General features: G+C 60.8%; 19 protein-coding genes. 15 read left to right on the top strand and 4 right to left on the bottom strand.

Going from position 1 to position 22,324, the window contains the following annotated elements; all coding sequences use genetic code 11:
- Positions 1 to 216: 216 nt before the first annotated feature.
- Positions 217 to 435, top strand: coding sequence for a bacterioferritin-associated ferredoxin (locus tag BM70_RS32425; protein WP_010564137.1), 219 nt, complete (start codon positions 217 to 219; stop codon positions 433 to 435).
- A gap of 201 nt (positions 436 to 636) precedes the next feature.
- On the top strand, positions 637 to 1,107 hold the full coding sequence (gene bfr, locus BM70_RS0115595) for a bacterioferritin (RefSeq protein WP_010212744.1): 471 nt from the start codon (positions 637 to 639) through the stop codon (positions 1,105 to 1,107).
- Between the two features lie 157 nt (positions 1,108 to 1,264).
- Here the strand turns inward: bfr and grxD are convergent, their stop codons facing one another.
- Together grxD and BM70_RS0115605 are read right to left on the bottom strand one after the other, a co-directional pair.
- Positions 1,265 to 1,603, bottom strand: a complete 339-nt coding sequence (gene grxD, locus BM70_RS0115600; protein WP_016970749.1) for a Grx4 family monothiol glutaredoxin — start codon at positions 1,601 to 1,603, stop codon at positions 1,265 to 1,267.
- Between the two features lie 77 nt (positions 1,604 to 1,680).
- Positions 1,681 to 3,789 (bottom strand): molybdopterin oxidoreductase family protein, encoded by a 2,109-nt coding sequence (locus BM70_RS0115605; RefSeq protein ID WP_025856875.1) that lies wholly within the window; start codon positions 3,787 to 3,789, stop codon positions 1,681 to 1,683.
- Between the two features lie 433 nt (positions 3,790 to 4,222).
- Between BM70_RS0115605 and argF the strand changes: the two genes are divergently transcribed.
- Entirely contained in the window at positions 4,223 to 5,143 is a 921-nt protein-coding gene (gene argF, locus BM70_RS0115610; RefSeq protein WP_025856876.1) for an ornithine carbamoyltransferase, read from the top strand.
- Positions 5,140 to 6,186: an ABC transporter ATP-binding protein gene (locus BM70_RS0115615; RefSeq protein ID WP_025856877.1), complete on the top strand. Its 1,047-nt coding sequence runs from the start codon at positions 5,140 to 5,142 to the stop codon at positions 6,184 to 6,186. Before argF ends, BM70_RS0115615 begins: the two co-directional genes overlap by 4 nt.
- Positions 6,187 to 6,195: 9 nt before the next feature.
- Here BM70_RS0115615 and ybaK read toward each other — a convergent pair whose 3' ends face one another.
- Positions 6,196 to 6,666 (bottom strand): Cys-tRNA(Pro) deacylase, encoded by a 471-nt coding sequence (gene ybaK / locus BM70_RS0115620; protein ID WP_025856878.1) that lies wholly within the window; start codon positions 6,664 to 6,666, stop codon positions 6,196 to 6,198.
- Positions 6,667 to 6,994: 328 nt separating this feature from the next.
- Here ybaK and BM70_RS0115625 point away from each other — a divergent pair, with 328 nt between their 5' ends.
- The 4 genes from BM70_RS0115625 to glpD all read left to right on the top strand — a co-directional run bounded on the left by BM70_RS0115625 (position 6,995) and on the right by glpD (position 12,053).
- Entirely contained in the window at positions 6,995 to 7,852 is an 858-nt protein-coding gene (locus BM70_RS0115625; protein ID WP_025856879.1) for an MIP/aquaporin family protein, read from the top strand.
- A gap of 78 nt (positions 7,853 to 7,930) precedes the next feature.
- The gene (glpK, locus tag BM70_RS0115630; protein ID WP_025856880.1) at positions 7,931 to 9,436 is read left to right on the top strand and encodes a glycerol kinase GlpK; all 1,506 of its coding nucleotides are present in this window, start codon (positions 7,931 to 7,933) and stop codon (positions 9,434 to 9,436) included.
- 95 nt (positions 9,437 to 9,531) lie between these two features.
- Complete coding sequence (locus tag BM70_RS0115635; protein ID WP_025856881.1) at positions 9,532 to 10,287, top strand: DeoR/GlpR family transcriptional regulator; 756 nt, start codon at positions 9,532 to 9,534, stop codon at positions 10,285 to 10,287.
- 227 nt (positions 10,288 to 10,514) lie between these two features.
- Complete coding sequence (gene glpD, locus BM70_RS0115640; protein WP_025856882.1) at positions 10,515 to 12,053, top strand: glycerol-3-phosphate dehydrogenase; 1,539 nt, start codon at positions 10,515 to 10,517, stop codon at positions 12,051 to 12,053.
- Between the two features lie 47 nt (positions 12,054 to 12,100).
- On the opposite strand, the gene BM70_RS0115645 is transcribed toward glpD, so the two are convergent.
- Positions 12,101 to 12,814, bottom strand: a complete 714-nt coding sequence (locus tag BM70_RS0115645) for a tetratricopeptide repeat protein (protein WP_025856883.1) — start codon at positions 12,812 to 12,814, stop codon at positions 12,101 to 12,103.
- Between the two features lie 126 nt (positions 12,815 to 12,940).
- Here BM70_RS0115645 and BM70_RS0115650 point away from each other — a divergent pair, with 126 nt between their 5' ends.
- The 7 genes from BM70_RS0115650 to BM70_RS0115680 all read left to right on the top strand — a co-directional run bounded on the left by BM70_RS0115650 (position 12,941) and on the right by BM70_RS0115680 (position 22,321).
- On the top strand, positions 12,941 to 15,259 hold the full coding sequence (locus BM70_RS0115650; protein ID WP_025856884.1) for a TonB-dependent siderophore receptor: 2,319 nt from the start codon (positions 12,941 to 12,943) through the stop codon (positions 15,257 to 15,259).
- Between the two features lie 322 nt (positions 15,260 to 15,581).
- Complete coding sequence (locus BM70_RS0115655; RefSeq protein ID WP_010212760.1) at positions 15,582 to 16,508, top strand: glutamate/aspartate ABC transporter substrate-binding protein; 927 nt, start codon at positions 15,582 to 15,584, stop codon at positions 16,506 to 16,508.
- Between the two features lie 194 nt (positions 16,509 to 16,702).
- Positions 16,703 to 17,449, top strand: a complete 747-nt coding sequence (locus BM70_RS0115660; RefSeq protein WP_025856885.1) for an amino acid ABC transporter permease — start codon at positions 16,703 to 16,705, stop codon at positions 17,447 to 17,449.
- Positions 17,449 to 18,120, top strand: a complete 672-nt coding sequence (locus tag BM70_RS0115665) for an amino acid ABC transporter permease (RefSeq protein ID WP_025856886.1) — start codon at positions 17,449 to 17,451, stop codon at positions 18,118 to 18,120. The genes BM70_RS0115660 and BM70_RS0115665 overlap by 1 nt, the downstream gene beginning before the upstream one ends.
- Positions 18,117 to 18,851, top strand: a complete 735-nt coding sequence (locus tag BM70_RS0115670; RefSeq protein WP_025856887.1) for an amino acid ABC transporter ATP-binding protein — start codon at positions 18,117 to 18,119, stop codon at positions 18,849 to 18,851. Before BM70_RS0115665 ends, BM70_RS0115670 begins: the two co-directional genes overlap by 4 nt.
- Positions 18,852 to 19,073: 222 nt before the next feature.
- On the top strand, positions 19,074 to 20,975 hold the full coding sequence (locus BM70_RS0115675) for a sensor histidine kinase (RefSeq protein ID WP_025856888.1): 1,902 nt from the start codon (positions 19,074 to 19,076) through the stop codon (positions 20,973 to 20,975).
- Positions 20,972 to 22,321, top strand: coding sequence for a sigma-54 dependent transcriptional regulator (locus tag BM70_RS0115680; RefSeq protein ID WP_025856889.1), 1,350 nt, complete (start codon positions 20,972 to 20,974; stop codon positions 22,319 to 22,321). Before BM70_RS0115675 ends, BM70_RS0115680 begins: the two co-directional genes overlap by 4 nt.
- The last annotated feature ends 3 nt before the right edge of the window (positions 22,322 to 22,324 follow it).

A 22,324-nucleotide genomic window follows, 5' to 3' on the forward strand; every position in this document is an offset into this window, starting at 1 on the left:
TTGAAGTAAAAGGACCGGCCTCAAGTCTGCCGTGTTCAGGCGACAGCCCTGTGACGCAGTCACGCTTCGTGAAGACCGACCATCATACACTGAAAAAACCGTTCGTCAGTGCGGGCGCGATGCCAGCAGATACCCTGTGAATCTACTTTGACAATCATTCTCGTTAACATTAAGATCCATCGCACTTAAGCCTTAAACCCGCGACGGTTCTCCCTTATGTATGTGTGCCTCTGTACTGGCGTCACCGACGGACAAATCCGCGAAGCAATCTACGAAGGTTGCTGCAGCTACAAGGAAGTACGTGAAACCACAGGCGTTGCCAGCCAGTGCGGTAAATGTGCTTGCCTCGCCAAGCAAGTGGTACGGGAAACCCTGACGCAGCTGCAGACAGCCCAGGCCGCGCTCCCCTATTCAGCAGAATTTACACACGCCTGATTGGGCGTGTTTTAAAGAACCGGACTTAGTGTCCGGTTTTTTTATGTCCGCAATTCAATTAGTTAGCGCCAAGACGCGGAACACAAACATTCTTATTCCGATTAATTTTCATTTATTATTCAATAACTTAGGTTTGACACTAAGGAATTCGCCGCTCAAACTCCGCCTTATACACAGCGATTACAGGGCAGGACCCCAGTCATGAAAGGCGACATCTCAGTCATCCAGCAACTCAACAAAATCCTTGCCAATGAACTGGTCGCGATCAATCAGTACTTTCTGCATGCGCGCATGTATGACGATTGGGGCCTGGAAAAGCTGGGCAAGCGTGAATACAAAGAATCCATCAAGGCCATGAAGGACGCCGACGCGCTGATCAAGCGCATCCTGTTCCTGGAAGGTCTGCCGAACGTGCAGGACCTGGGCAAGCTGAACATCGGCGAACACACCCAGGAAATGCTCGGCAGCGACCTGGGCTTCGAACGCAAGAGCCACAGCGACCTCAAGGCCGCCATCGCTCACTGCGAAACCAAGGGCGACTTCGGCAGCCGCGAGCTGCTGGAAGACATCCTGGAAGACCAGGAAGAGCATATCGACTGGCTGGAAACCCAACTGGGCCTGATCGACAAAGTCAGCCTGGAAAACTACCTGCAATCGCAAATGGGCGAATAAGCCCCCGGCGCGCAGGTACAAAAAAGCCCCGCTCTCTCACGAGAAGCGGGGCTTTTTATTGACCGATGACTGTTAGGAGCCGGCTTGCCGGCGATGGCATCCGCCAGTACGGCGCCTGGCTGGGGAGCCCATCGCCGGCAAGCCGGCTCCTACACAATTACGCGTCGGTCTTGGCTGCGGCGTTGGCCGCTGCTTCTTTGATCAGCGTCTGCAACGAACCATCAGCCGCCATCTCAACGATGATGTCGCTACCGCCGACCAGCTCACCGGCTACCCACAGTTGTGGGAATGTAGGCCAGTTGGCGTACTTCGGCAGGTTGGCGCGGATTTCAGGGTTTTGCAGGATATCCACGTAAGCGAATTTCTCGCCACACGCCATGATGGCCTGGGAAGCCTTCGCGGAGAAGCCGCACTGCGGAGCGTTTGGCGCGCCCTTCATGTAAAGCAGAATGGTGTTGTTGGCAATCTGCTCTTTGATCGTTTCGATGATATCCATGGAACACCTCGGCTGGAACTTTGCGACTCACAGGTCGGCACGGTGGCGCATTGTAACGCAAAATTCCAGTGGGGTGCTCAGGCGGCTGCTACCTGCACGGGAACGCCATTCAGCGCCGCATTGCCCGATAACTCATCCAACTGCCGCTCGTCGGTCAAGTCATTGGCACTCGCCCCTGGTTGTCCGCTGGCGATCGCCATCTGTACGCCTGGACGCCCGTGCCCCCAGCCGTGGGGCAGGCTGACCACGCCGGGCATCATGTCCAGGCTGGCAACCACTTCCACTTCGATCATGCCGATGCGCGAACTGACGCGCACACGCTGGCCATCCCTCAACTGCCGACGGGCCAGGTCATCCGGGTGCATCAACAATTGATGGCGCGGCTTGCCCTTCACCAGCCGGTGATAGTTATGCATCCAGGAGTTATTGCTGCGCACATGACGACGGCCGATCAGCAACAACTCGTCGGCCAGGGGCACCGGCTGCGCGGCAAAACGCGCCAGGTCGGCGAGGATCACTGCTGGCGCCGCCTGCACCATGCCATCGGCGGTTTTCAATCGAGCGGCAAGATTCGGCAGCAGCGGCCCCAGGTCCACACCATGGGGATGATCCGCCAGCATGGCCACGGACAACTTATGACGGGAGGCATCCCCGTACACCCCGGCACGCAGGCCAAAGTCGATCATCTGCGCAGGCGGCATCGTAGGCTTGAGCGTCGCGCCGGTATGCGCGGCAAACGCCTGGGCCAGGCCGACGAAGATCTCCCAGTCATGCAGCGCACCCGCGGGCTTGGGCAGAATTGCCCGGTTGAACCGGGTGACATTGCGCACCGCAAACATATTGAAGGTCGTGTCGTAGTGATCGTTTTCCAGCGCTGACGTGGACGGCAGGATCAGGTCGGCATACCGCGTGGTCTCGTTGATATAGAGGTCGACGCTGACCATGAACTCCAGGCCATCGAGGGCTTGCTCCAACTGGCGGCCGTTAGGCGTCGACAGCACCGGATTGCCCGCCACCGTCACCAACGCACGGATTTGTCCTTCGCCTTCGGTGAGCATTTCTTCAGCCAACGCTGACACCGGCAACTCGCCGCCGTACTCCGGGCGCCCGGAAACCCGGCTCTGCCAACGATTGAAGTGCCCACCACCGGTCGATGCCACCAGGTCCACCGCCGGCGTGGTGCACAAAGCGCCACCGACGCGGTCCAGGTTGCCGGTCACCAGGTTGATCAACTGCACCAGCCAATGACACAGGGTGCCGAACGCCTGGGTCGAGACGCCCATGCGCCCGTAGCACACCGCCTTGTCGGCGGCGGCAAAGTCCCGCGCCAGTTGGCGGATCTGCTCGGCAGGCACCGCGCACTGACGGCTCATGGCTTCGACGGTGAAGCCGGCGATGGCACGGCGTACCTCCTCAAGCCCCTCAACCGGTAGATGGCTGTCGCGGGTCAGGTTTTCGCTAAACAACGTGTTGAGTAAGCCGAACAACAAGGCGGCGTCACCGCCTGGACGCACGAACAGGTGCTGGTCGGCGATCGCCGCCGTCTCGCTGCGCCGGGGGTCGACCACCACCACTTTGCCGCCCCGGGCCTGGATGGCCTTGAGGCGCTTCTCCACATCCGGCACGGTCATGATGCTGCCGTTGGACGCCAACGGGTTCCCGCCCAGGATCAGCATGAAGTCGGTGTGGTCGATGTCCGGGATCGGCAACAACAGCCCATGGCCGTACATCAGGTAGCTCGTGAGGTGATGGGGCAACTGGTCCACCGAGGTAGCGGAAAACCGATTGCGTGTCTTCAGTTGGCCAAGAAAGTAGTTGCTGTGGGTCATCAGCCCATAGTTATGCACACTGGGATTGCCCTGATACACCGCCACTGCATTCTGCCCATGCCGCGCCTGAATGCCGGCCAGTCGTTCGGCGACGAGCGCAAAGGCTTCGTCCCACGCAATCGGCTGCCATTCGCTGCCCACCCGCACCATGGGCTGGTGCAGGCGGTCGGGATCATTCTGGATATCCTGCAGCGCCACGGCCTTGGGGCAGATATGCCCACGGCTGAAACTGTCCTGGGCGTCGCCCTTGATCGAGGTGATTGCCAGGCTGCCGTCGTCGGCCTGGGTGGTTTCGAGCGTCAAGCCGCAGATGGCTTCACACAGATGGCAGGCACGGTGGTGGAGAGTCTTGGTCATGGCCAGTCTCTTGTCAGGGCTTTGATTCCACTATGGGCCGCTGAAGGCCAAGGCACCACCAACGTCAGTGCCGTGAATCGACAAGCATCAGGCCAGGCCATGGCCAAGCATGAGCAAATGTTTCAGAACCCCCCACACCCGCGCTGAAACCGACGCAGCCTGGCCTGCAGCCGTCCCCGCGCATTGCAAAAGGTCGTGACGCCAGTGTACAAATGACCCGCTGCTGTCTGGTATTCGTCTTCAAAAGCGCTCCGGCGCCCTGCTTGAACACCCCTAAAAACCGTAGCCCTATTGGTAAGACGCGACATTTAATTATAAGATCGCGCCTTCCCCTATTTCGTCGCCCCGTGCGGCTTTCGCCGCAGGTCTCGCCCGTTGTCACAATAAACAAGGCTTTGAGTATCTGCGGTCTGTTGCAAAAAGGTAGTTAATGATGAGCGCAAGGCACTTTCTCTCCCTGATGGATTGCACGCCCGAAGAGCTGGTCAGCGTGATCCGTCGAGGCATTGAGCTTAAAGACCTGCGTAACCGCGGCGTACTGTTCGAGCCTTTGAAAAACCGTGTGCTCGGGATGATTTTCGAGAAGTCGTCGACCCGCACCCGCGTGTCGTTCGAAGCCGGCATGATCCAACTGGGCGGCCAAGCCATCTTCCTGTCCTCGCGCGACACCCAATTGGGCCGTGGCGAGCCGGTCGCCGACAGCGCGATCGTCCTGTCGAGCATGCTCGATGCCGTGATGATCCGTACCTTTGCCCACAGCACCGTAACCGAGTTTTCCGCCAATTCCCGCGTACCGGTGATCAACGGCCTGTCCGATGACCTGCACCCGTGCCAGTTGCTGGCCGACATGCAAACGTTCCTCGAACACCGTGGCTCGATCCAGGGCAAGACCGTGGCCTGGATCGGCGACGGCAACAACATGTGCAACAGCTATATAGAAGCCGCCATCCAGTTCGACTTCCACCTGCGCGTTGCCTGCCCGGAAGGCTACGAGCCTGACGCGCGCTTCCTGGCACAGGCCGGTGACCGCGTGACCCTCGTACGCGACCCACGCGACGCTGTGATCGGCGCGCACCTGGTGAGCACCGACGTCTGGACCTCCATGGGCCAGGAAGACGAAACCACCCAGCGCCTGGCCCTGTTCGCCCCATATCAGGTGAACCGCGCCCTGCTCGACCTGGCCGCGCCGGATGTGCTGTTCATGCACTGCCTGCCAGCCCACCGTGGCGAAGAAATCAGCCTCGACCTGCTCGACGATCCACGGTCGGTCGCCTGGGACCAGGCTGAAAACCGACTGCACGCGCAAAAGGCGCTGCTTGAATTCCTCGTTCCGCCGTCGTACCACCACGCATGAGCCATTCATTACTGCTGAACCTGCGCAATCTGGCATGCGGCTATCAAGATCAACGGGTGGTGCAGAACCTCAACCTGCACCTCAACGCCGGCGACATCGGCTGCCTGCTGGGCTCTTCGGGCTGCGGCAAGACCACCACGCTGCGGGCGATCGCCGGGTTCGAGCCGGTGCACGAAGGTGAAATCAGCCTGGCCGGCGACGTGATCTCCAGCGCCGGGTTCACCCTGGCACCGGAGAAACGTCGCATCGGCATGGTGTTCCAGGACTACGCGCTGTTTCCCCACCTGAGCGTGGCCGACAACATCGCCTTTGGCATTCGCAAGCACCCGCAAAAAGACCGGGTGGTGGCTGAACTGCTGGAACTGGTAAACCTGAAGAACCTCGGCAAGCGTTTTCCCCATGAGCTTTCCGGCGGCCAACAACAACGCGTTGCCCTCGCCCGCGCCCTGGCGCCAGAGCCGGCGCTGTTGCTGCTGGACGAGCCCTTCTCCAACCTCGATGGCGAGTTGCGACGCAAACTCAGCCACGAAGTGCGCGATATCCTCAAGACGCGTGGCACCAGTGCGATCCTGGTGACCCATGATCAGGAAGAGGCCTTCGCCGTCAGCGACCAGGTCGGTGTGTTCAAGGAAGGTCGGCTTGAGCAGTGGGACACGCCCTACAACCTCTATCACGAACCGCAGACGCCCTACGTCGCCAGCTTTATCGGCCAGGGTTACTTCATACGGGGCCAATTGAGCTCGCCGGAATCGGTCAGCACCGAACTGGGTGAATTGCGCGGCAACCGCGCCTACACCTGGCCTACCGGCGGTGCGGTGGACGTGCTACTGCGTCCGGATGACATCGTCTACGCACCGGACAGCGGGTTGAAAGCGCGGATCGTCGGCAAGACCTTCCTCGGCGCCTCGACCTTGTACCGTCTGCAACTGCCGACCGGCGCTCAGCTGGAGTCGATTTTCCCCAGCCATGCCGATCATCAGGTGGGGGCAGATGTGGGGATCCGGGTTGCCGCCGAACACCTGGTGTTGTTCCAGGCCATTTAGGAGCGAGCGTCATACCCGGCCAATTTCCGCGAACTTGGCCTGGGTATGTTCAGCCAGCACCGCCGCTGGCAATTCAACCTCCAGGCCCCTTCTCCCCGCACTCACAAAAATCGTCGCAAAGGGCTGCGCCGTCACATCGATAAACGTGCGCAAACGCTTCTTCTGGCCCAGCGGGCTGATGCCGCCCAGCAAATAACCGGTGGAACGCTGCGCCGCTGCCGGGTCGGCCATTTCGACTTTCTTGACGCCTGCCGCGTGCGCCAGGGCTTTCAGATCCAGACTTCCGACGACCGGCACCACCGCCACCAACAATTCGCCTTTCTCACTGCAGGCCAGCAAGGTCTTGAATACCTGCGCCGGGTCGAGACCCAATTTTTCCGCGGCCTCCAGCCCATAGGAAGCCGCCTTGGGGTCATGTTCGTAACTGTGGATGCGATGTTCGGCGCGAACTTTTTTCAACAGATCCAATGCGGGGGTCATGGAGTCTCCGGAGCGTGGCAAACAGATGGCCAATTCTAGGCCAAGCCCACACAAAACGCTCTAGTCCGCCCACTCTTAAGGTGCACGCGCCATGTGACAAGCGTGATCATTCACCAGACCAATAGTTTGAAAGTGACCGACAGTTCACTTTCGACCTTTGACAGCCGTCATTCTTGTCTATATTTTTTCGTTTCCGAATACTGTAGGAATAGACCTGCGGTACTCGAGCAGTAAGCCGTGGCCGGGATGGGGATCCTTGCCACGGTGAAAATCGCGCAACAGCCCGTTGAGGTCGTGCGCCAGACAAGAACAACAACTGAGGTTTTCCATGACAACTGCTCTTCAACAGCCTTCACTTTCGAGCCAATGCATGGCCGAATTCCTGGGGACTGCGCTTCTGATCTTCTTCGGTACAGGATGTGTCGCTGCGCTCAAGGTCGCGGGTGCCAGCTTTGGCTTGTGGGAGATCAGCATCATCTGGGGGATCGGCGTCAGCATGGCGATCTACCTGAGCGCCGGCATTTCCGGGGCCCACCTCAACCCGGCCGTCAGCATCGCGCTGTGTATTTTCGCCGACTTCGACAAGCGCAAACTGCCTTTCTATATCCTCGCCCAGATCGCCGGCGCCTTCTGCTCGGCGGCCTTGGTGTACACGCTCTACAGCAATCTGTTTTTCGATTACGAACAAACCCACCACATGGTGCGTGGCTCCCAGGCCAGCCTGGAGTTGGCGTCGGTGTTCTCAACCTACCCCCATGCACTGTTGAGCACTGCCCAGGCGTTCCTGGTGGAAATGGTCATCACTGCCATCCTGATGGGCGTGATCATGGCCCTGACCGATGACAACAACGGCCTGCCACGCGGCCCCTTGGCCCCGCTGCTGATCGGCCTGCTGATCGCCGTCATCGGTAGCGCCATGGGCCCGTTGACCGGCTTTGCGATGAACCCGGCGCGGGATTTCGGCCCCAAGCTGATGACCTTTTTCGCCGGCTGGGGTGAAATGGCCTTTACTGGCGGTCGTGACATTCCTTACTTCCTGGTACCGATTTTCGCGCCGATTGTCGGCGCATGCCTCGGTGCTGCGGCCTATCGCGGGCTGATTGCCCGACATCTGCCGAGCGCCGCACCTGCTATAGCTGAAGAAACACCTGACACGGCTGTCAACGGCAAGACGCGTATTTCCTGAAAACGCCAGCCTGGTCCACCTGCCCTTTTGCGGCCCAGGCTGATTTCTGACTTCCTTATTTCGTCCAAGGCAATTGACATGACCGACCTTCAGAATAAGAACTACATCATTGCCCTTGATCAGGGCACCACCAGTTCCCGCGCGATCATCTTCGATCGTGACGCCAACGTGGTCTGCACCGCCCAGCGTGAATTCACTCAGCATTACCCGCAAGCCGGCTGGGTCGAGCATGACCCGATGGAAATCTTCGCCACCCAGAGCGCGGTGATGGTCGAAGCGCTGGCACAGGCCGGCCTGCACCATGACCAGGTCGCCGCCATCGGTATTACCAACCAGCGTGAAACCACCGTGGTGTGGGACAAAGTCACCGGCCGTCCGATCTACAACGCGATCGTCTGGCAATGCCGCCGCAGCACCGAGATTTGCCAGCAACTCAAGCGCGACGGCCACGAGCAATACATCAATGACACCACCGGCCTGGTCACCGACCCCTACTTCTCCGGTACCAAGCTCAAGTGGATCCTCGACAACGTCGAAGGCAGCCGCGAGCGTGCGCGCAACGGCGAGCTGCTGTTCGGCACCATCGACAGCTGGCTGATCTGGAAATTTACCGGCGGCAAGACCCACGTCACCGACTACACCAACGCCTCGCGCACCATGCTCTTCAACATCCACACCCTGGAGTGGGATGCGAAGATGCTGGAGATTCTCGACGTGCCGCGCGAGATGCTGCCGGAAGTGAAGTCGTCTTCGCAAATCTATGGCCGCACCAAAAGCGGCATCGCCATCGGCGGTATTGCCGGTGACCAACAGGCGGCACTGTTCGGCCAGATGTGCGTCGAAGCCGGCCAAGCCAAGAACACCTACGGCACCGGCTGCTTCCTGCTGATGAACACCGGCGACAAGGCGGTGAAGTCCAAGCACGGCATGCTCACCACCATCGCTTGCGGCCCACGTGGTGAAGTGGCTTATGCCCTGGAAGGCGCGGTATTCAACGGCGGCTCCACCGTGCAGTGGTTGCGTGACGAGCTGAAGATCATCGCGGATGCCACCGACACCGAATACTTCGCCGGCAAGGTCAAGGACAGCAACGGCGTTTACCTGGTCCCGGCCTTCACCGGCCTGGGCGCTCCGTACTGGGACCCGTATGCCCGTGGCGCACTGTTCGGCCTGACCCGCGGCGTGCGCGTGGACCACATCATTCGTGCCGCGCTGGAGTCGATTGCCTACCAGACCCGCGACGTGCTCGACGCCATGCAACAGGATTCGGGCGAACGCCTGAAGGCCCTGCGCGTAGACGGCGGTGCCGTGGCCAACAACTTCCTGATGCAATTCCAGGCCGATATCCTCGGCACCCAGGTCGAACGCCCGCAAATGCGCGAGACCACCGCACTCGGCGCCGCCTACCTGGCCGGCTTGGCGTGTGGTTTCTGGGGCAGCCTGGACGAGTTGCGCGGCAAGGCGGTGATCGAGCGCGAATTCGAACCACAACTGGACGAAGCGGCCAAGGAAAAACTCTACGCCGGCTGGCAAAAAGCCGTGAGCCGCACCCGCGACTGGGAGCCCCACGAAGGCGCTGAATAAGCCAAGCGCCGGACCCATATAGGGTTGTAACTGGCAGGGAGCAGATTCCTGCGTCATCATGGGCCACTTTTGTATGGCAGCCCAAAGGACGCCCCATGAATCTGCCTCCCCGCCAGCAACAAATTCTCGAACTGGTCCGTGAACGCGGCTACGTCAGTATCGAGGAAATGGCGCAGCTATTCGTTGTCACCCCGCAAACCATCCGCCGCGATATCAACCAGCTGGCGGACGCCAATCTGCTGCGCCGCTACCACGGCGGCGCGGCCTATGACTCCAGCGTCGAAAACACCGCGTACGCCATGCGTGCCGACCAGATGCGCGACGAGAAACAACGCATCGGCGAAGCCATCGCCGCGCAGATTCCCGATCACGCCTCGCTGTTCATCAATATCGGCACCACCACCGAATCCATCGCCCGCGCGTTGCTCAACCACAACCACCTGAAAATCATCACCAACAACCTCAACGTCGCCACCATGCTCAGTGCCAAGGACGACTTCGACGTGTTGCTGACTGGCGGCAATGTGCGCCGTGATGGTGGCGTGGTGGGCCAGGCGAGTGTCGACTTCATCAACCAGTTCAAGGTCGATTTTGCCTTGGTGGGCATCAGCGGCATCGATGAGGACGGCAGCCTGCTCGACTTTGACTATCAGGAAGTCCGGGTTTCCCAGGCGATCATCGCCAATGCACGCCAGGTGATCCTGGCGGCGGACTCGAGCAAATTCGGGCGCAACGCCATGATTCGCCTGGGCCCGATCAGCCTGGTGGACTGCCTGGTGACCGACCAGCAGCCGGTGCCGGCGCTGGTGCAGTTGTTGAGCCAGCATAAGGTTCGGCTGGAAGTCGTGTAATACCCCCACCTTGTAGGAGCCGGCTTGCCGGCGATAGCGACCTCATGGACGCCATCGCCGGCAAGCCGGCTCCTACCGTTTTATGTTCACAAATTTTCCTTTCCCGCCGCTTCGATGAGTTTTTTCAATCGAAGTCGGGTGGCTGTGCGCGCGTTTATCAGCTACCATTTTCGCAAATGAACATTAATGTTCGAATTCCAATACGAAAAAGATCGCGAGGCCAGCCGATGAACCCTTCTACCTTGCCTGCCCCACCGCTTGCCGAAGTCTATGACGTCGCCGTTATCGGTGGCGGGATCAATGGCGTCGGCATTGCAGCAGACGCAGCCGGGCGCGGTTTGTCGGTATTCCTTTGCGAAAAGGACGACCTGGCCAGCCACACCTCTTCCGCCAGCAGCAAGCTGATCCACGGCGGCCTGCGCTACCTCGAACATTACGAATTCCGCCTGGTGCGTGAAGCCCTGGCCGAACGTGAAGTGCTGTTGGCCAAAGCCCCGTACATCGTCAAGCAGATGCGCTTCGTGTTGCCGCACCGCCCGCACCTGCGTCCCGCGTGGATGATCCGCGCCGGCCTGTTCCTGTACGACCACCTGGGCAAGCGCGAAAAACTGGCCGGTTCGAAAAGCCTCAAGTTCGGCCCCGACAGCCCGCTGAAAAGCGAGATAACCAAAGGCTTCGAATACTCCGACTGCTGGGTCGATGACGCCCGCCTGGTGGTGCTGAACGCCATGGCCGCCCGCGAAAAAGGCGCGCACATCCACACCCAGACCCGTTGCGTCAGCGCTCATCGCAGCAAAGGCCTGTGGGAAATGAACATGGAACGCGCCGATGGCAGCCTGTTCTCGATCCGTGCCCGCGCCCTGGTGAACGCCGCCGGCCCTTGGGTCGCCAAATTCATCAAGGACGACCTCAAGCTGGACTCGCCTTACGGTATCCGCCTGATCCAGGGCAGCCACCTGATCGTGCCGAAACTGTACGAAGGCGCCCACGCACACATTTTGCAGAACGAAGACCAGCGCATCGTCTTCACCATTCCGTACCTGAACCACCTGACTATCATCGGCACCACCGACCGCGAATACACCGGCGACCCGGCTGCCGTTGCGATCACCGAAGGTGAAACCGACTACATGCTCAAGGTGGTCAACGCGCACTTCAAGAAACAACTGAGCCGCGACGACATCGTCCACACCTACTCCGGCGTGCGCCCGCTGTGCAACGATGAGTCGGACAACCCGTCGGCCATCACCCGCGACTACACCCTGGCGCTGTCCGGCGGTACGGGCGAAGCGCCGATCCTGTCGGTGTTTGGTGGCAAGTTGACCACTTATCGCAAGCTCGCTGAATCGGCGATGGCGCAACTGGCGCCGTACTTCACCCAGATGCGCCCAAGCTGGACCGCCACCGCCAGCCTGCCCGGCGGCGAAGACATGACCACGCCGCAAGCGCTGGCCGACGCCATTCGCAGCAAGTTCGACTGGGTACCGAGTGAAATCGCCCGCCGCTGGTCCACCACCTACGGCAGCCGTACCTGGCGCCTGCTGGAAGGCGTGCAATCGCTGGCGGACCTGGGCGACCACTTGGGTGGCGGCCTGTACACCCGCGAAGTCGATTACCTGTGCACCGAAGAATGGGCAACTCAGTCCCAGGACGTGCTGTGGCGCCGTACCAAGCTCGGCCTGTTCACCACACCCGAAGAACAGGACAACGTGCAGCGCTACCTGTCCAAGGTTGAACAGAACCGCGCAAAGATTGAAGCGGCCTGATCAGGCCGCCCTCGAAAGCCCCTGCACCGTGAGGTCCAGGGGCTTTTTTATGTGGCCTGGGCCTCACGCTGGTATCGCAACCCCATTTCACGAATCCCGCTGAAGGCAGAACCCAGCAGTATCGGATAGGCCGCCTGTAGAAAACCCGGTGTGGCCGTCGCGAGCGCACGTTCCAGCCACGCGCAGGCTTGCCCTTCGTCACCGGCCTCAGCCAGCTCCGACGCGTGGTTGTATTGCCCGCGAAAATCCCCGGCCTCGGCGGAGCGTTGATACCACTGCCGCGCCAGTAGAACATCCTTGGCTACCACCACCCCCTCATGATGAAACCGCCCCAGCAGGTTCATCGACTTGGCGTGGCCCATGGCGGCCGCCTGCTGAAACAACTGAAAGGCTGCGGCCAAGTCCTGCCCGACGCCACGGCCGCGCGTCAACAGTTGAGCGTAGTTGTACAAGCCCCAATCCAGCCCCAGGCCGGCGGCTCGCCGGTAGTGTTGCGCGGCCTGCTCCAGATTGATCGCGTCGCCCCAGCCATGCTCCAGGCAACGTCCGATCATATTGATCGCCATCGGATGACCCTGGCGTGCGGCGATACGAAACCAGCTCAGCGCCAGGGGCTGGTCCTGCTGGATTCCGCGGCCATCAAGCAGCAATTGGCCCAAGGTCGCCTGTGCGTCGGCATCCCCCAACTGCGCGGCGTGCATGACCCAGCGCGTATAGGCACGGGGGTTATCAGCCAAATCCGCCGGCTCACTGCTTTGCATTCCTGTCTCCCGCCCCGTGATCGAACCTTACAGAACTTTCATGAATCATCCTGTAACAATCTATTACATTTGAGATTGGTTATCAAACACGACCACCTCTCACTCCTACTAACAAGAGATCATTCAATGACAGCTGGCATCCGTTCCGCCCCCCTCTCGTCGCGGCATATGCTCGCATCGGCTGTGGGTTTGGCAGTGGCTGCGCAGGGAAGCTTTACCTATGCGGCGGATGCCGCAACCGACGACAACAGCGGGGTCATCCAACTCGGCGCGACCAGCATCGAAGGTCAGGCCCAGAGCACCTACAACCCTGTCGCACCGTCTTCGCCCAAGTACACCGAAGCACTGCGCGACACGCCGCAGACCATCACGGTGGTACCCAAGGAAGTGATTCATGACCAGAACCTGCTGACCCTGCGCGACGTGCTCAGCACGGTGCCGGGCATCACGTTCGGTGCCGGCGAAGGCGGCAGTGGCTACGGCGACAGCATCAACCTGCGCGGTTTCTCGGCCAGCGGTGACATCTACGTGGACGGCGTGCGCGACAGTGCTCAATACAGCCGCACCGACCCGTTCAATCTGGAGCAGGTCGAGGTCGTCAGCGGCGCAAGCTCGGTGTATTCGGGTTCCGGTGCGGTCGGCGGCACCATCAACCTGGTGACCAAGGCCCCGGAACTGCACGACAAAACCACCCTCAGCGCAGGCCTCGGCACCGATAACTACAAACGCATCACCCTGGACACCAACCAGACGCTCAACGACACCACCGCGTTTCGACTGAACCTCATGGCCCACGGCAACGACATGCCGGGCCGTGACTACGAAGATTACTCACGCTGGGGCATTGCGCCCTCCATCGCGTTTGGCCTGGGCACACCCACGCGTGTCACCGTCAGCTATGAGTATCAGAAGGATGACAACACGCCGCAGTACGGCATTCCGATCTACAACGGCAAACCGATGCCCGGTGTGGGGTGGAGCGACTTCTACGGTTATCACAACATCAATGACCAGCAGATCACCTCGGACGCGCTCAGCCTGAAACTGGAACACGACTTCAACGATGCGGTGTCGGTCCGCAACTTCAGTCGTTTCGAACGCGTCCACCAGGACCTGCGCGCCTCCGGCCCCGAGGGCGCCCAGGCTGGCTGCCTGGCCAGCGGCACTCAGATCACCGGTGCACCATGTACCGCAGGCCTGTCCCCAGGCTTCTTCCAGCCCTCCGGCGGTTCACTGGGTAACGAGCGCAACACCCAGAACAAGATGTTCACCAACCAGACCGACGTCACCAGCCATTTCAGCACCGGTTTCATCGACCACACGCTGGTCACCGGCATCGCCATCAGCCGCGAGGAATACGAGGCGGACACCGGAAAATGGCTGACCAACAGCAACGGCAGCACAATCACACCACCGCCGGTCAGCTACAGCGACCCTGATTCCTACTGGTCCGGGCCCGTCAACTTCACCCGCGCAGCCCACGTCGACGGTGCGCTCAACAACCGCGCCGCCTATGCGTTCGACACGCTCAAACTCAGCCCGCAATGGGAAATCAATGGCGGTGTGCGTTACGAACACAACGCGGGCAGTTCGGTGACCAATGCCTACTCCAGCACCGGCGTGGAAACCCCAGGCTTGCGCTTCGGCCAATCGGACGACCTGACCTCCTACCGCCTGGCGCTGGTCTATAAGCCGGCGGAAAACGGCAGCGTCTACATCGCCTACGGCAACAGCAAGACGCCGTCCCAGGCGAGCGTCAACGGCAGCTGCTATACCCCGGCCAAAAACAACACTGCCGCCACCAACAACTGCAACGTTGCCCCGGAAACCGCCGTCAGCTATGAAATCGGCACCAAGTGGGACTTCCTCGACAATGCCCTTTCGGTCACCGGCGCGATCTTCCGCAATGACCGCACCAACTACAAAGTCGCCGATCCCGACCCGACCAACCTGAGCGGCACGCAATCACTCGACGGCAAAGCCCGTGCGGACGGCGTGGCATTGGGCTTGAGCGGTGCGCTCACGGACCGCTGGAAGGTTTTCGCCAACTACACCTACCTGGACACGCGCGTCCTGCGCAGCGCCAGCGACTACACCCTGGCAACCACCGGTTTCGACGCGCAGAAAGGCGAGCCACTGCCGTTCACGCCGAAACATGCGGCCAGCGTCTGGACGGTGTACGACCTGCCCTATGACTTCCAGGTGGGCTACGGCATTACGGCGCAATCCAAGCAATACCTGGTCAGCGCTGCCGGGGCACCGACTGCGCCCGGCTACGCGGTGCAGCGCGCAATGCTCGGTTACAAGGTCAACAAACAGTTGAACCTGCAGTTGAACGTCAACAACCTGTTCGACAAGGAATACCTGACCCGCATCCGTAACAACGGCTGGGCGGTGCCGGGCGATGGCCGAGCGGCGGTCGTGTCGGCGGACTACACATTCTGACCCTGTAGCTGAAAAAGCCCCGCAGGTAATGCCTGCGGGGCTTTTTCATGCCTGTTCTATACCTTGCCTACCATTCGGTTTTCCGAACGGCGTATACCGCACCATTCGGTTTGCCGGATCCTGTCTTTGTAAATCCACCGTCACACAAAGTTAATTTCTTTATAAATCAAACAGATAACCTTTAACCTCAGGTGTGGCACGAGTCATGCTCTACACTCTTGGACGATTGCCTGGGACGCCTCAGGAGCCGTCACGGGCATTCGCTGTACAAGAGAGCCGTTTAGCCGGCTTCATAAAAAAAACAAATGTCGAGGAAGTATTGATGCGCATCGTTCCCCATATTCTGGGCGCAGCTATCGCTGCTGCTCTGATCAGCACTCCAGTGTTCGCCGCTGAACTCACCGGCACTCTGAAGAAGATCAACGACTCCGGCACCATCACTCTCGCTCACCGCGACAGCTCCATTCCGTTTTCCTACATCGCGGATGGTTCGGGTAAGCCAGTGGGCTACTCCCACGACATTCAGCTGGCCGTCGTCGAGCAACTGAAAAAAGACCTGAACAAACCCGACCTGAAGGCCAAGTACAACCTGGTCACTTCGCAAACCCGTATTCCGCTGATCCAGAACGGTACCGCCGACCTCGAGTGCGGCTCCACCACCAACAACGCCGAACGCGCCCAGCAAGTTGATTTCACCGTCAACATCTTCGAAATCGGCACCCGCCTGCTGGTCAAGAAAGACAAGGATGGCAAGCCGAGCTACGCCGACTTCGCTGACCTCAAAGGCAAGAACGTCGTGACCACCGCTGGCACCACGTCCGAGCGCATCATCAAAGCGATGAACGCCGACAAGCAAATGGGCATGAACGTCATCTCCGCCAAAGACCACGGCGAATCCTTCCAGATGCTGGAAAGCGGCCGCGCCGTTGCCTTCATGATGGACGACGCCCTGCTGGCCGGCGAAGAAGCCAAGGCCAAGAAGCCGGACGACTGGGTCATCACCGGTACTCCGCAGTCCTTCGAAGCCTACGCCTGCATGGTTCGTAAAGACGACCCAGCCTTCAAGAAAGCGGTCGATGACGCCATCGTTGCCCTGTACAAATCCGGCGAAATCAACAAGATCTACAGCAAGTGGTTCGAGAGCCCGATCCCACCAAAAGGCCTGAACCTGAACTTCCCGATGAGCGACAAGGTTAAGGAGCTGATCGCCAACCCAAGCGACAAGCCAGCGCCTGACGTAAAAATCTGATACCTGACTAAGCTTATCTCCTGAGGGAGCCAACCCTCCCTCAGGCGTCTGTTACTACCTGCTGGCTTTATTTTGGAACACTCGACCTGGCGGTTTTCGAGCCGATCGCGTGTGCCTGGCGTTCATCGCCAGGCGGGAATGGATTTTCCCCAAGCGGGTGCTTGTACATCGATCGATCTCGAGGGGAGACCCTAATGAATTACAACTGGGACTGGGGCGTGTTCTTCAAGTCCACCGGCGTGGGCAGCGAGACTTATCTCGACTGGTACATCGCCGGTTTGGGCTGGACCATCGCCATCGCTGTCGTGGCATGGATTATCGCCTTGCTGCTGGGGTCCATTCTGGGCGTCATGCGCACCGTGCCAAACCGCATCGTATCGGGCATCGCGACCTGCTACGTGGAACTGTTTCGTAACGTGCCGCTGCTGGTTCAGCTGTTCATCTGGTACTTCCTGGTACCTGACATGCTGCCGCAGAACCTGCAGGACTGGTACAAACAAGACCTCAACCCGACCACCTCGGCCTACCTGAGCGTTGTCGTGTGCCTGGGCCTGTTCACCGCCGCCCGTGTGTGCGAGCAAGTGCGCACCGGTATCCAGGCGCTGCCACGCGGCCAGGAATCCGCCGCGCGCGCCATGGGCTTCAAGCTGCCGCAGATCTACTGGAACGTGCTGCTGCCGCAGGCCTACCGGATCATCATTCCGCCGCTTACCTCGGAATTCCTCAACGTCTTCAAGAACTCCTCCGTGGCGTCCTTGATCGGCCTGATGGAACTGCTGGCGCAAACCAAACAGACCGCCGAGTTCTCGGCCAACCTGTTTGAAGCCTTCACCCTGGCCACGCTGATCTACTTCACCCTGAACATGAGCCTGATGTTGCTGATGCGCGTGGTCGAGAAGAAAGTCGCCGTGCCCGGCCTGATCTCCGTGGGGGGTAAATAATGGACTTCGATTTCAGCGGCATCATCCCCGCCATCCCGGGCCTGTGGAACGGCATGGTCATGACCCTGCAGTTGATGGTCATGGGCGTGGTCGGCGGTATCGTGCTGGGTACGATCCTGGCGTTGATGCGCCTATCGTCCAGCAAACTGCTGTCACGCGTGGCCGGCGCCTATGTGAACTACTTCCGCTCGATCCCGCTGCTACTGGTGATCACCTGGTTCTACCTGGCGGTGCCGTTCGTGCTGCGCTGGATCACCGGCGAAGACACCCCGATCGGTGCGTTCACCTCCTGCGTCGTGGCCTTCATGATGTTCGAAGCCGCGTACTTCTGTGAAATCGTGCGGGCCGGCGTGCAGTCGATCCCCAAGGGCCAGATGGCAGCGGCACAGGCCATGGGCATGACCTATGGCCAGACCATGCGCCTGATCATCCTGCCCCAGGCGTTCCGCAAGATGACCCCGTTGCTGCTGCAACAGTCGATCATCCTGTTCCAGGACACCTCGCTGGTCTACACCGTGGGCCTGGTGGACTTCCTCAACTCCGCCCGCTCCAACGGCGACATCATCGGCCGCTCCAATGAGTTCCTGATCTTCGCCGGTGTCGTCTACTTCATCATCAGCTTTTCCGCCTCGCTGCTGGTCAAGCGTCTGCAAAAAAGGTTTGCCGTATGATCTCTATCAAGAACATCAACAAGTGGTATGGCGACTTCCAGGTGCTGACCGATTGCAGCACCGAGGTTAAAAAAGGCGAAGTGATCGTGGTGTGCGGGCCGTCCGGCTCGGGTAAGTCCACGCTGATCAAGTGCGTCAACGCGCTGGAACCGTTCCAGAAGGGCGACATCGTGGTCGACGGCACCTCGATTGCCGACCCGAAGACCAACCTGCCGCAACTGCGTTCGCGCGTGGGCATGGTGTTCCAGCACTTCGAGCTGTTCCCGCACCTGACCATCACCGAAAACCTGACCATCGCGCAGATCAAGGTGCTCGGCCGCAGCAAGGAAGAAGCCACCAAGAAGGGCCTGCAGCTGCTGGAGCGTGTAGGCCTGTCGGCTCACGCCCACAAGCACCCGGGCCAGCTTTCCGGCGGCCAGCAACAGCGTGTGGCAATCGCCCGTGCCCTGGCCATGGACCCGATCGTCATGTTGTTCGACGAACCGACCTCGGCGCTGGACCCGGAAATGGTCAACGAAGTGCTCGACGTGATGGTGCAACTGGCCCACGAAGGCATGACCATGATGTGCGTGACCCACGAAATGGGCTTCGCCCGTAAAGTGGCCGACCGCGTGATCTTCATGGACGCCGGCAAGATCATCGAAGACTGCCCGAAAGAGGAATTCTTCGGCGACATCAGCGCCCGCTCCGAACGCGCGCAGCACTTCCTCGAGAAAATCCTGCAGCACTAAAAAGCAACACCGCCCCTGTAGGACGGACTTGTTGTGGTGAAAGGGCTTCTGTGGTGAGCGGGCTTGCCCCGCGCTGGGCTGCGAAGCAGCCCTAAAACCAGTCACGTTGATGATCCAGTTGGGGCCGCTACGCGGCCCAGCGCGGGGCAAGCCCGCTCACCACAATTAGCCCGTACACCCCGCAAGCTGGCTTACATTGCTGGTTGACCCAAGGCATCTGTGATGAAATGCGACCCCAACCAATTTCGCGCCGCACCGCCATCACTTGCCGTGAAACCACGTCTGATCCGCCAACTGTTCCTGCCGCCGTTGATCATCGCCCTGATGATCGGCCTGGGTTATATCGGCTTCTGGATCAGTGAGTACTACGGCATCCGCACCCTCAGCGACACCGGCGAACGCCAGCTGGAGCTGCACGCCCGCACCGTCGAAAGCGAACTGAGCAAATACACCTACCTGCCCAGCCTGCTGGAACTGGAGTCTAGCGTCTCCACGCTGCTGGCCGACCCGAACCAGGAAACCCGCAAGACCGTCAACGATTACCTCGAAGGCCTGAACCGACGCAGTCGCAGTCGGGCCATCTACGTGATGGACACCACCGGCCGCGTGCTGGCCACCAGTAACTGGCGCGATGCCGACAGTTACCAGGGTGAAGACTTGTCCTTCCGCGCCTACTTCCAGAACGCCGTACGTGGCCAGCCCGGCCGCTTCTATGGCATCGGCAGCACCAATGGTGAACCCGGCTACTACCTGGCCCACGGCCTGGAGGAGCACGGCAAGATCATCGGCGTCGCCGTGGTCAAGGTACGCCTCGAAGCCCTGGAAGAACGCTGGCAACGCGCACGCCTCGAAGCCTTTGTGAGCGACGAGAACGGCATCATCATCCTCTCCAGCGACCCGGCTCGTCGCCTCAAGGCCGTGCGCCCGCTGAGCGATGACACCAAGGACCGCCTGGCCCACAGCCTGCAATATTACTGGGCGACACTGAACGAGCTGGAACCCCTGGCTCGCGAGCGCCTCAACGAAGGCACCGAGAAACTGACCTTCCCGGCCAACAGCGAAGTGGTCAACGACGAGCATGAAGTCAGCTACCTGGCCCAGACCCGTCCGCTCAACGACACACCGTGGAATTTCACCCTGCTGACCCCGCTCAACGACCTGCGCCGCGCCGCCATCAACCAGGGCATCCTGGTGGCAGTCGCGTTTGGCCTGGTGGCGTTTTTGCTGATTGCCTGGAACGAGCGACGCAAAGTCATCGCCACCCGCCTCGCCGCGCGGGAAGCCCTGCAGGAAGCCAACAGCCAGCTGGAGCGACGGATTGCCGAACGCACTGCCGACCTGCGCGCCAGCAACGAACGGCTCAAGGGCCAGATCCGCGAACGGCGCCAGGCCGAGGAAACCCTGCGCCGCGCCCAGGATGAACTGGTGCAGGCCGGCAAGCTGGCGGCCATCGGCCAGATGTCGACCAGCATTGCCCACGAGCTGAACCAGCCCCTGGCCGCCCTGCGCACTTTGTCCGGCAACACCGTGCGCTTCCTTGAGCGCGGCGCCCTGGACACCGCCAGCGCCAACCTCAAGACCATCAACGAACTGATCGACCGCATGGGCCGCATCACCGCCAGCCTGCGTTCCTTCGCCCGACGCGGCGACGACCAGGGCGAAGCCAGCCTTGCCAAGGCAGTGGACGCCGCGTTCCAGGTACTCGGCGCACGCCTGGACAGCCTGCCGCTGACCCTGCACCGCGACTTTTCCCACGCCCAACTGCAAATCGACCAGACGCGCCTGGAACAGATCCTGGTCAACCTGATCGGCAATGCCCTCGACGCCATGCAAGCCCAGCCGGCCCCCGAACTGTGGCTGGACGGCAGCACCGTCGACGGCAAATACCGCCTGCAAGTGCGCGACAACGGCCACGGCATCGACCCCGAGGCACGCAAGCATTTGTTCGAACCGTTCTTCACCACCAAACCCGGCGAGCAAGGCCTGGGCCTGGGCCTGACGCTTTCCGCCAGCCTGGCGGCGGCCACCGGCGGCAACCTTGCCGTGGAACACCCGGCCAGTGGTGGAACGGCCTTTGTCTTGTGCCTGCCGTTGGCGGGCGCTCAAAAAGCTGAGTCGACATGAATACAGACGCTACAGCCCTTAAAGACGACCTCACCGTCCTGATCGTCGAAGACGACCCCCATGTACTGCTCGGCTGCCAGCAGGCCCTGGCCCTGGAAGATATTCCCAGCGTCGGCGTAGGCAGTGCCGAAGAAGCGTTGAAGCGCATCGGCGAGAACTTCGCGGGCATTGTGATCAGCGATATCCGCCTGCCGGGCATCGACGGCCTGGAGCTGCTCACGCGCCTCAAGGCTTTGGACAAAAGCCTGCCGGTGGTGCTGATCACCGGGCACGGCGATATCTCCATGGCCGTCGGCGCAATGCGCAACGGCGCCTATGACTTCATGGAAAAACCGTTCTCCCCCGAGCGCCTGGTCGACGTCGCCCGCCGCGCCCTGGAACAGCGCGGGCTGGCGCGGGAAGTCTGGTCGCTGCGCCGCCAGCTGGCCGAGCGCGATTCGCTGGAAGGCCGCATCATTGGCCGCTCGCCGGCCATGCAGAACCTGCGCGAGCTGATCGCCAACGTCGCCGACACCTCGGCCAACGTGCTGATCGAAGGCGAGACCGGCACCGGCAAGGAACTGGTCGCGCGCTGCCTGCATGATTTCAGCCGGCGCCACGACCACCAGTTCGTCGCGTTGAACTGCGGCGGCCTGCCGGAAAACCTGTTCGAAAGCGAGATTTTCGGCCACGAGGCGAATGCGTTTACCGGCGCCGGCAAGCGCCGCATCGGCAAGATCGAACACGCCCACGAAGGCACGCTGTTCCTCGATGAAGTGGAAAGCATGCCGATCAACCTGCAGATCAAACTGCTGCGGGTGTTGCAGGAACGCACCCTGGAACGCCTGGGCTCCAACCAGAGTGTGGCGGTGGATTGCCGGGTGATCGCCGCCACCAAATCCGACCTCGACGAACTGAGCCGCGCCAACCAGTTCCGCAGCGACCTGTACTACCGCCTCAACGTGGTGACCCTGGAACTGCCGCCCCTGCGCGAACGCCGCGAAGACATCCTGCAACTGTTCGAGCACTTCCTGCAGCAGTCCTCCCTGCGCTTCGACCGCACCGCGCCGGAACTGGACAACCAGACCCTGTCCAGCCTGATGAGCCACGACTGGCCCGGCAACGTGCGCGAACTGCGCAACGTCGCCGAACGCTTTGCCCTCGGCCTGCCCGCCTTCAAGAAAAGCGGTGCCAGTAGCGGCAACCACGGCCTGGCCTTTACCGAGGCAGTGGAAGCCTTCGAACGCAACCTGCTCAACGATGCGCTGCAACGCAGCGGCGGCAACCTGACCCAGGCCAGCCAGGAACTGGGAATGGCCAAGACCACGCTGTTCGACAAAGTCAAAAAATACGGGTTGAGCCACTGATGG

Origin of the sequence: Pseudomonas sp. CHM02, assembly GCF_000612585.1 — a bacterium.
GTDB lineage: Bacteria > Pseudomonadota > Gammaproteobacteria > Pseudomonadales > Pseudomonadaceae > Aquipseudomonas.

Excerpts from the sequence above, each read along its gene's own strand:
- BM70_RS32425 (WP_010564137.1), top strand. The coding sequence starts at position 217 with ATGTATGTGTGCCTCTGTACTGGCGTCACCGACGGACAAATCCGCGAA.
- bfr (WP_010212744.1), top strand. The coding sequence starts at position 637 with ATGAAAGGCGACATCTCAGTCATCCAGCAACTCAACAAAATCCTTGCC.
- grxD (WP_016970749.1), bottom strand. The coding sequence starts at position 1,603 with ATGGATATCATCGAAACGATCAAAGAGCAGATTGCCAACAACACCATT.
- BM70_RS0115605 (WP_025856875.1), bottom strand. The coding sequence starts at position 3,789 with ATGACCAAGACTCTCCACCACCGTGCCTGCCATCTGTGTGAAGCCATC.
- argF (WP_025856876.1), top strand. The coding sequence starts at position 4,223 with ATGAGCGCAAGGCACTTTCTCTCCCTGATGGATTGCACGCCCGAAGAG.
- BM70_RS0115615 (WP_025856877.1), top strand. The coding sequence starts at position 5,140 with ATGAGCCATTCATTACTGCTGAACCTGCGCAATCTGGCATGCGGCTAT.
- ybaK (WP_025856878.1), bottom strand. The coding sequence starts at position 6,666 with ATGACCCCCGCATTGGATCTGTTGAAAAAAGTTCGCGCCGAACATCGC.
- BM70_RS0115625 (WP_025856879.1), top strand. The coding sequence starts at position 6,995 with ATGACAACTGCTCTTCAACAGCCTTCACTTTCGAGCCAATGCATGGCC.
- glpK (WP_025856880.1), top strand. The coding sequence starts at position 7,931 with ATGACCGACCTTCAGAATAAGAACTACATCATTGCCCTTGATCAGGGC.
- BM70_RS0115635 (WP_025856881.1), top strand. The coding sequence starts at position 9,532 with ATGAATCTGCCTCCCCGCCAGCAACAAATTCTCGAACTGGTCCGTGAA.
- glpD (WP_025856882.1), top strand. The coding sequence starts at position 10,515 with ATGAACCCTTCTACCTTGCCTGCCCCACCGCTTGCCGAAGTCTATGAC.
- BM70_RS0115645 (WP_025856883.1), bottom strand. The coding sequence starts at position 12,814 with ATGCAAAGCAGTGAGCCGGCGGATTTGGCTGATAACCCCCGTGCCTAT.
- BM70_RS0115650 (WP_025856884.1), top strand. The coding sequence starts at position 12,941 with ATGACAGCTGGCATCCGTTCCGCCCCCCTCTCGTCGCGGCATATGCTC.
- BM70_RS0115655 (WP_010212760.1), top strand. The coding sequence starts at position 15,582 with ATGCGCATCGTTCCCCATATTCTGGGCGCAGCTATCGCTGCTGCTCTG.
- BM70_RS0115660 (WP_025856885.1), top strand. The coding sequence starts at position 16,703 with ATGAATTACAACTGGGACTGGGGCGTGTTCTTCAAGTCCACCGGCGTG.
- BM70_RS0115665 (WP_025856886.1), top strand. The coding sequence starts at position 17,449 with ATGGACTTCGATTTCAGCGGCATCATCCCCGCCATCCCGGGCCTGTGG.
- BM70_RS0115670 (WP_025856887.1), top strand. The coding sequence starts at position 18,117 with ATGATCTCTATCAAGAACATCAACAAGTGGTATGGCGACTTCCAGGTG.
- BM70_RS0115675 (WP_025856888.1), top strand. The coding sequence starts at position 19,074 with ATGAAATGCGACCCCAACCAATTTCGCGCCGCACCGCCATCACTTGCC.
- BM70_RS0115680 (WP_025856889.1), top strand. The coding sequence starts at position 20,972 with ATGAATACAGACGCTACAGCCCTTAAAGACGACCTCACCGTCCTGATC.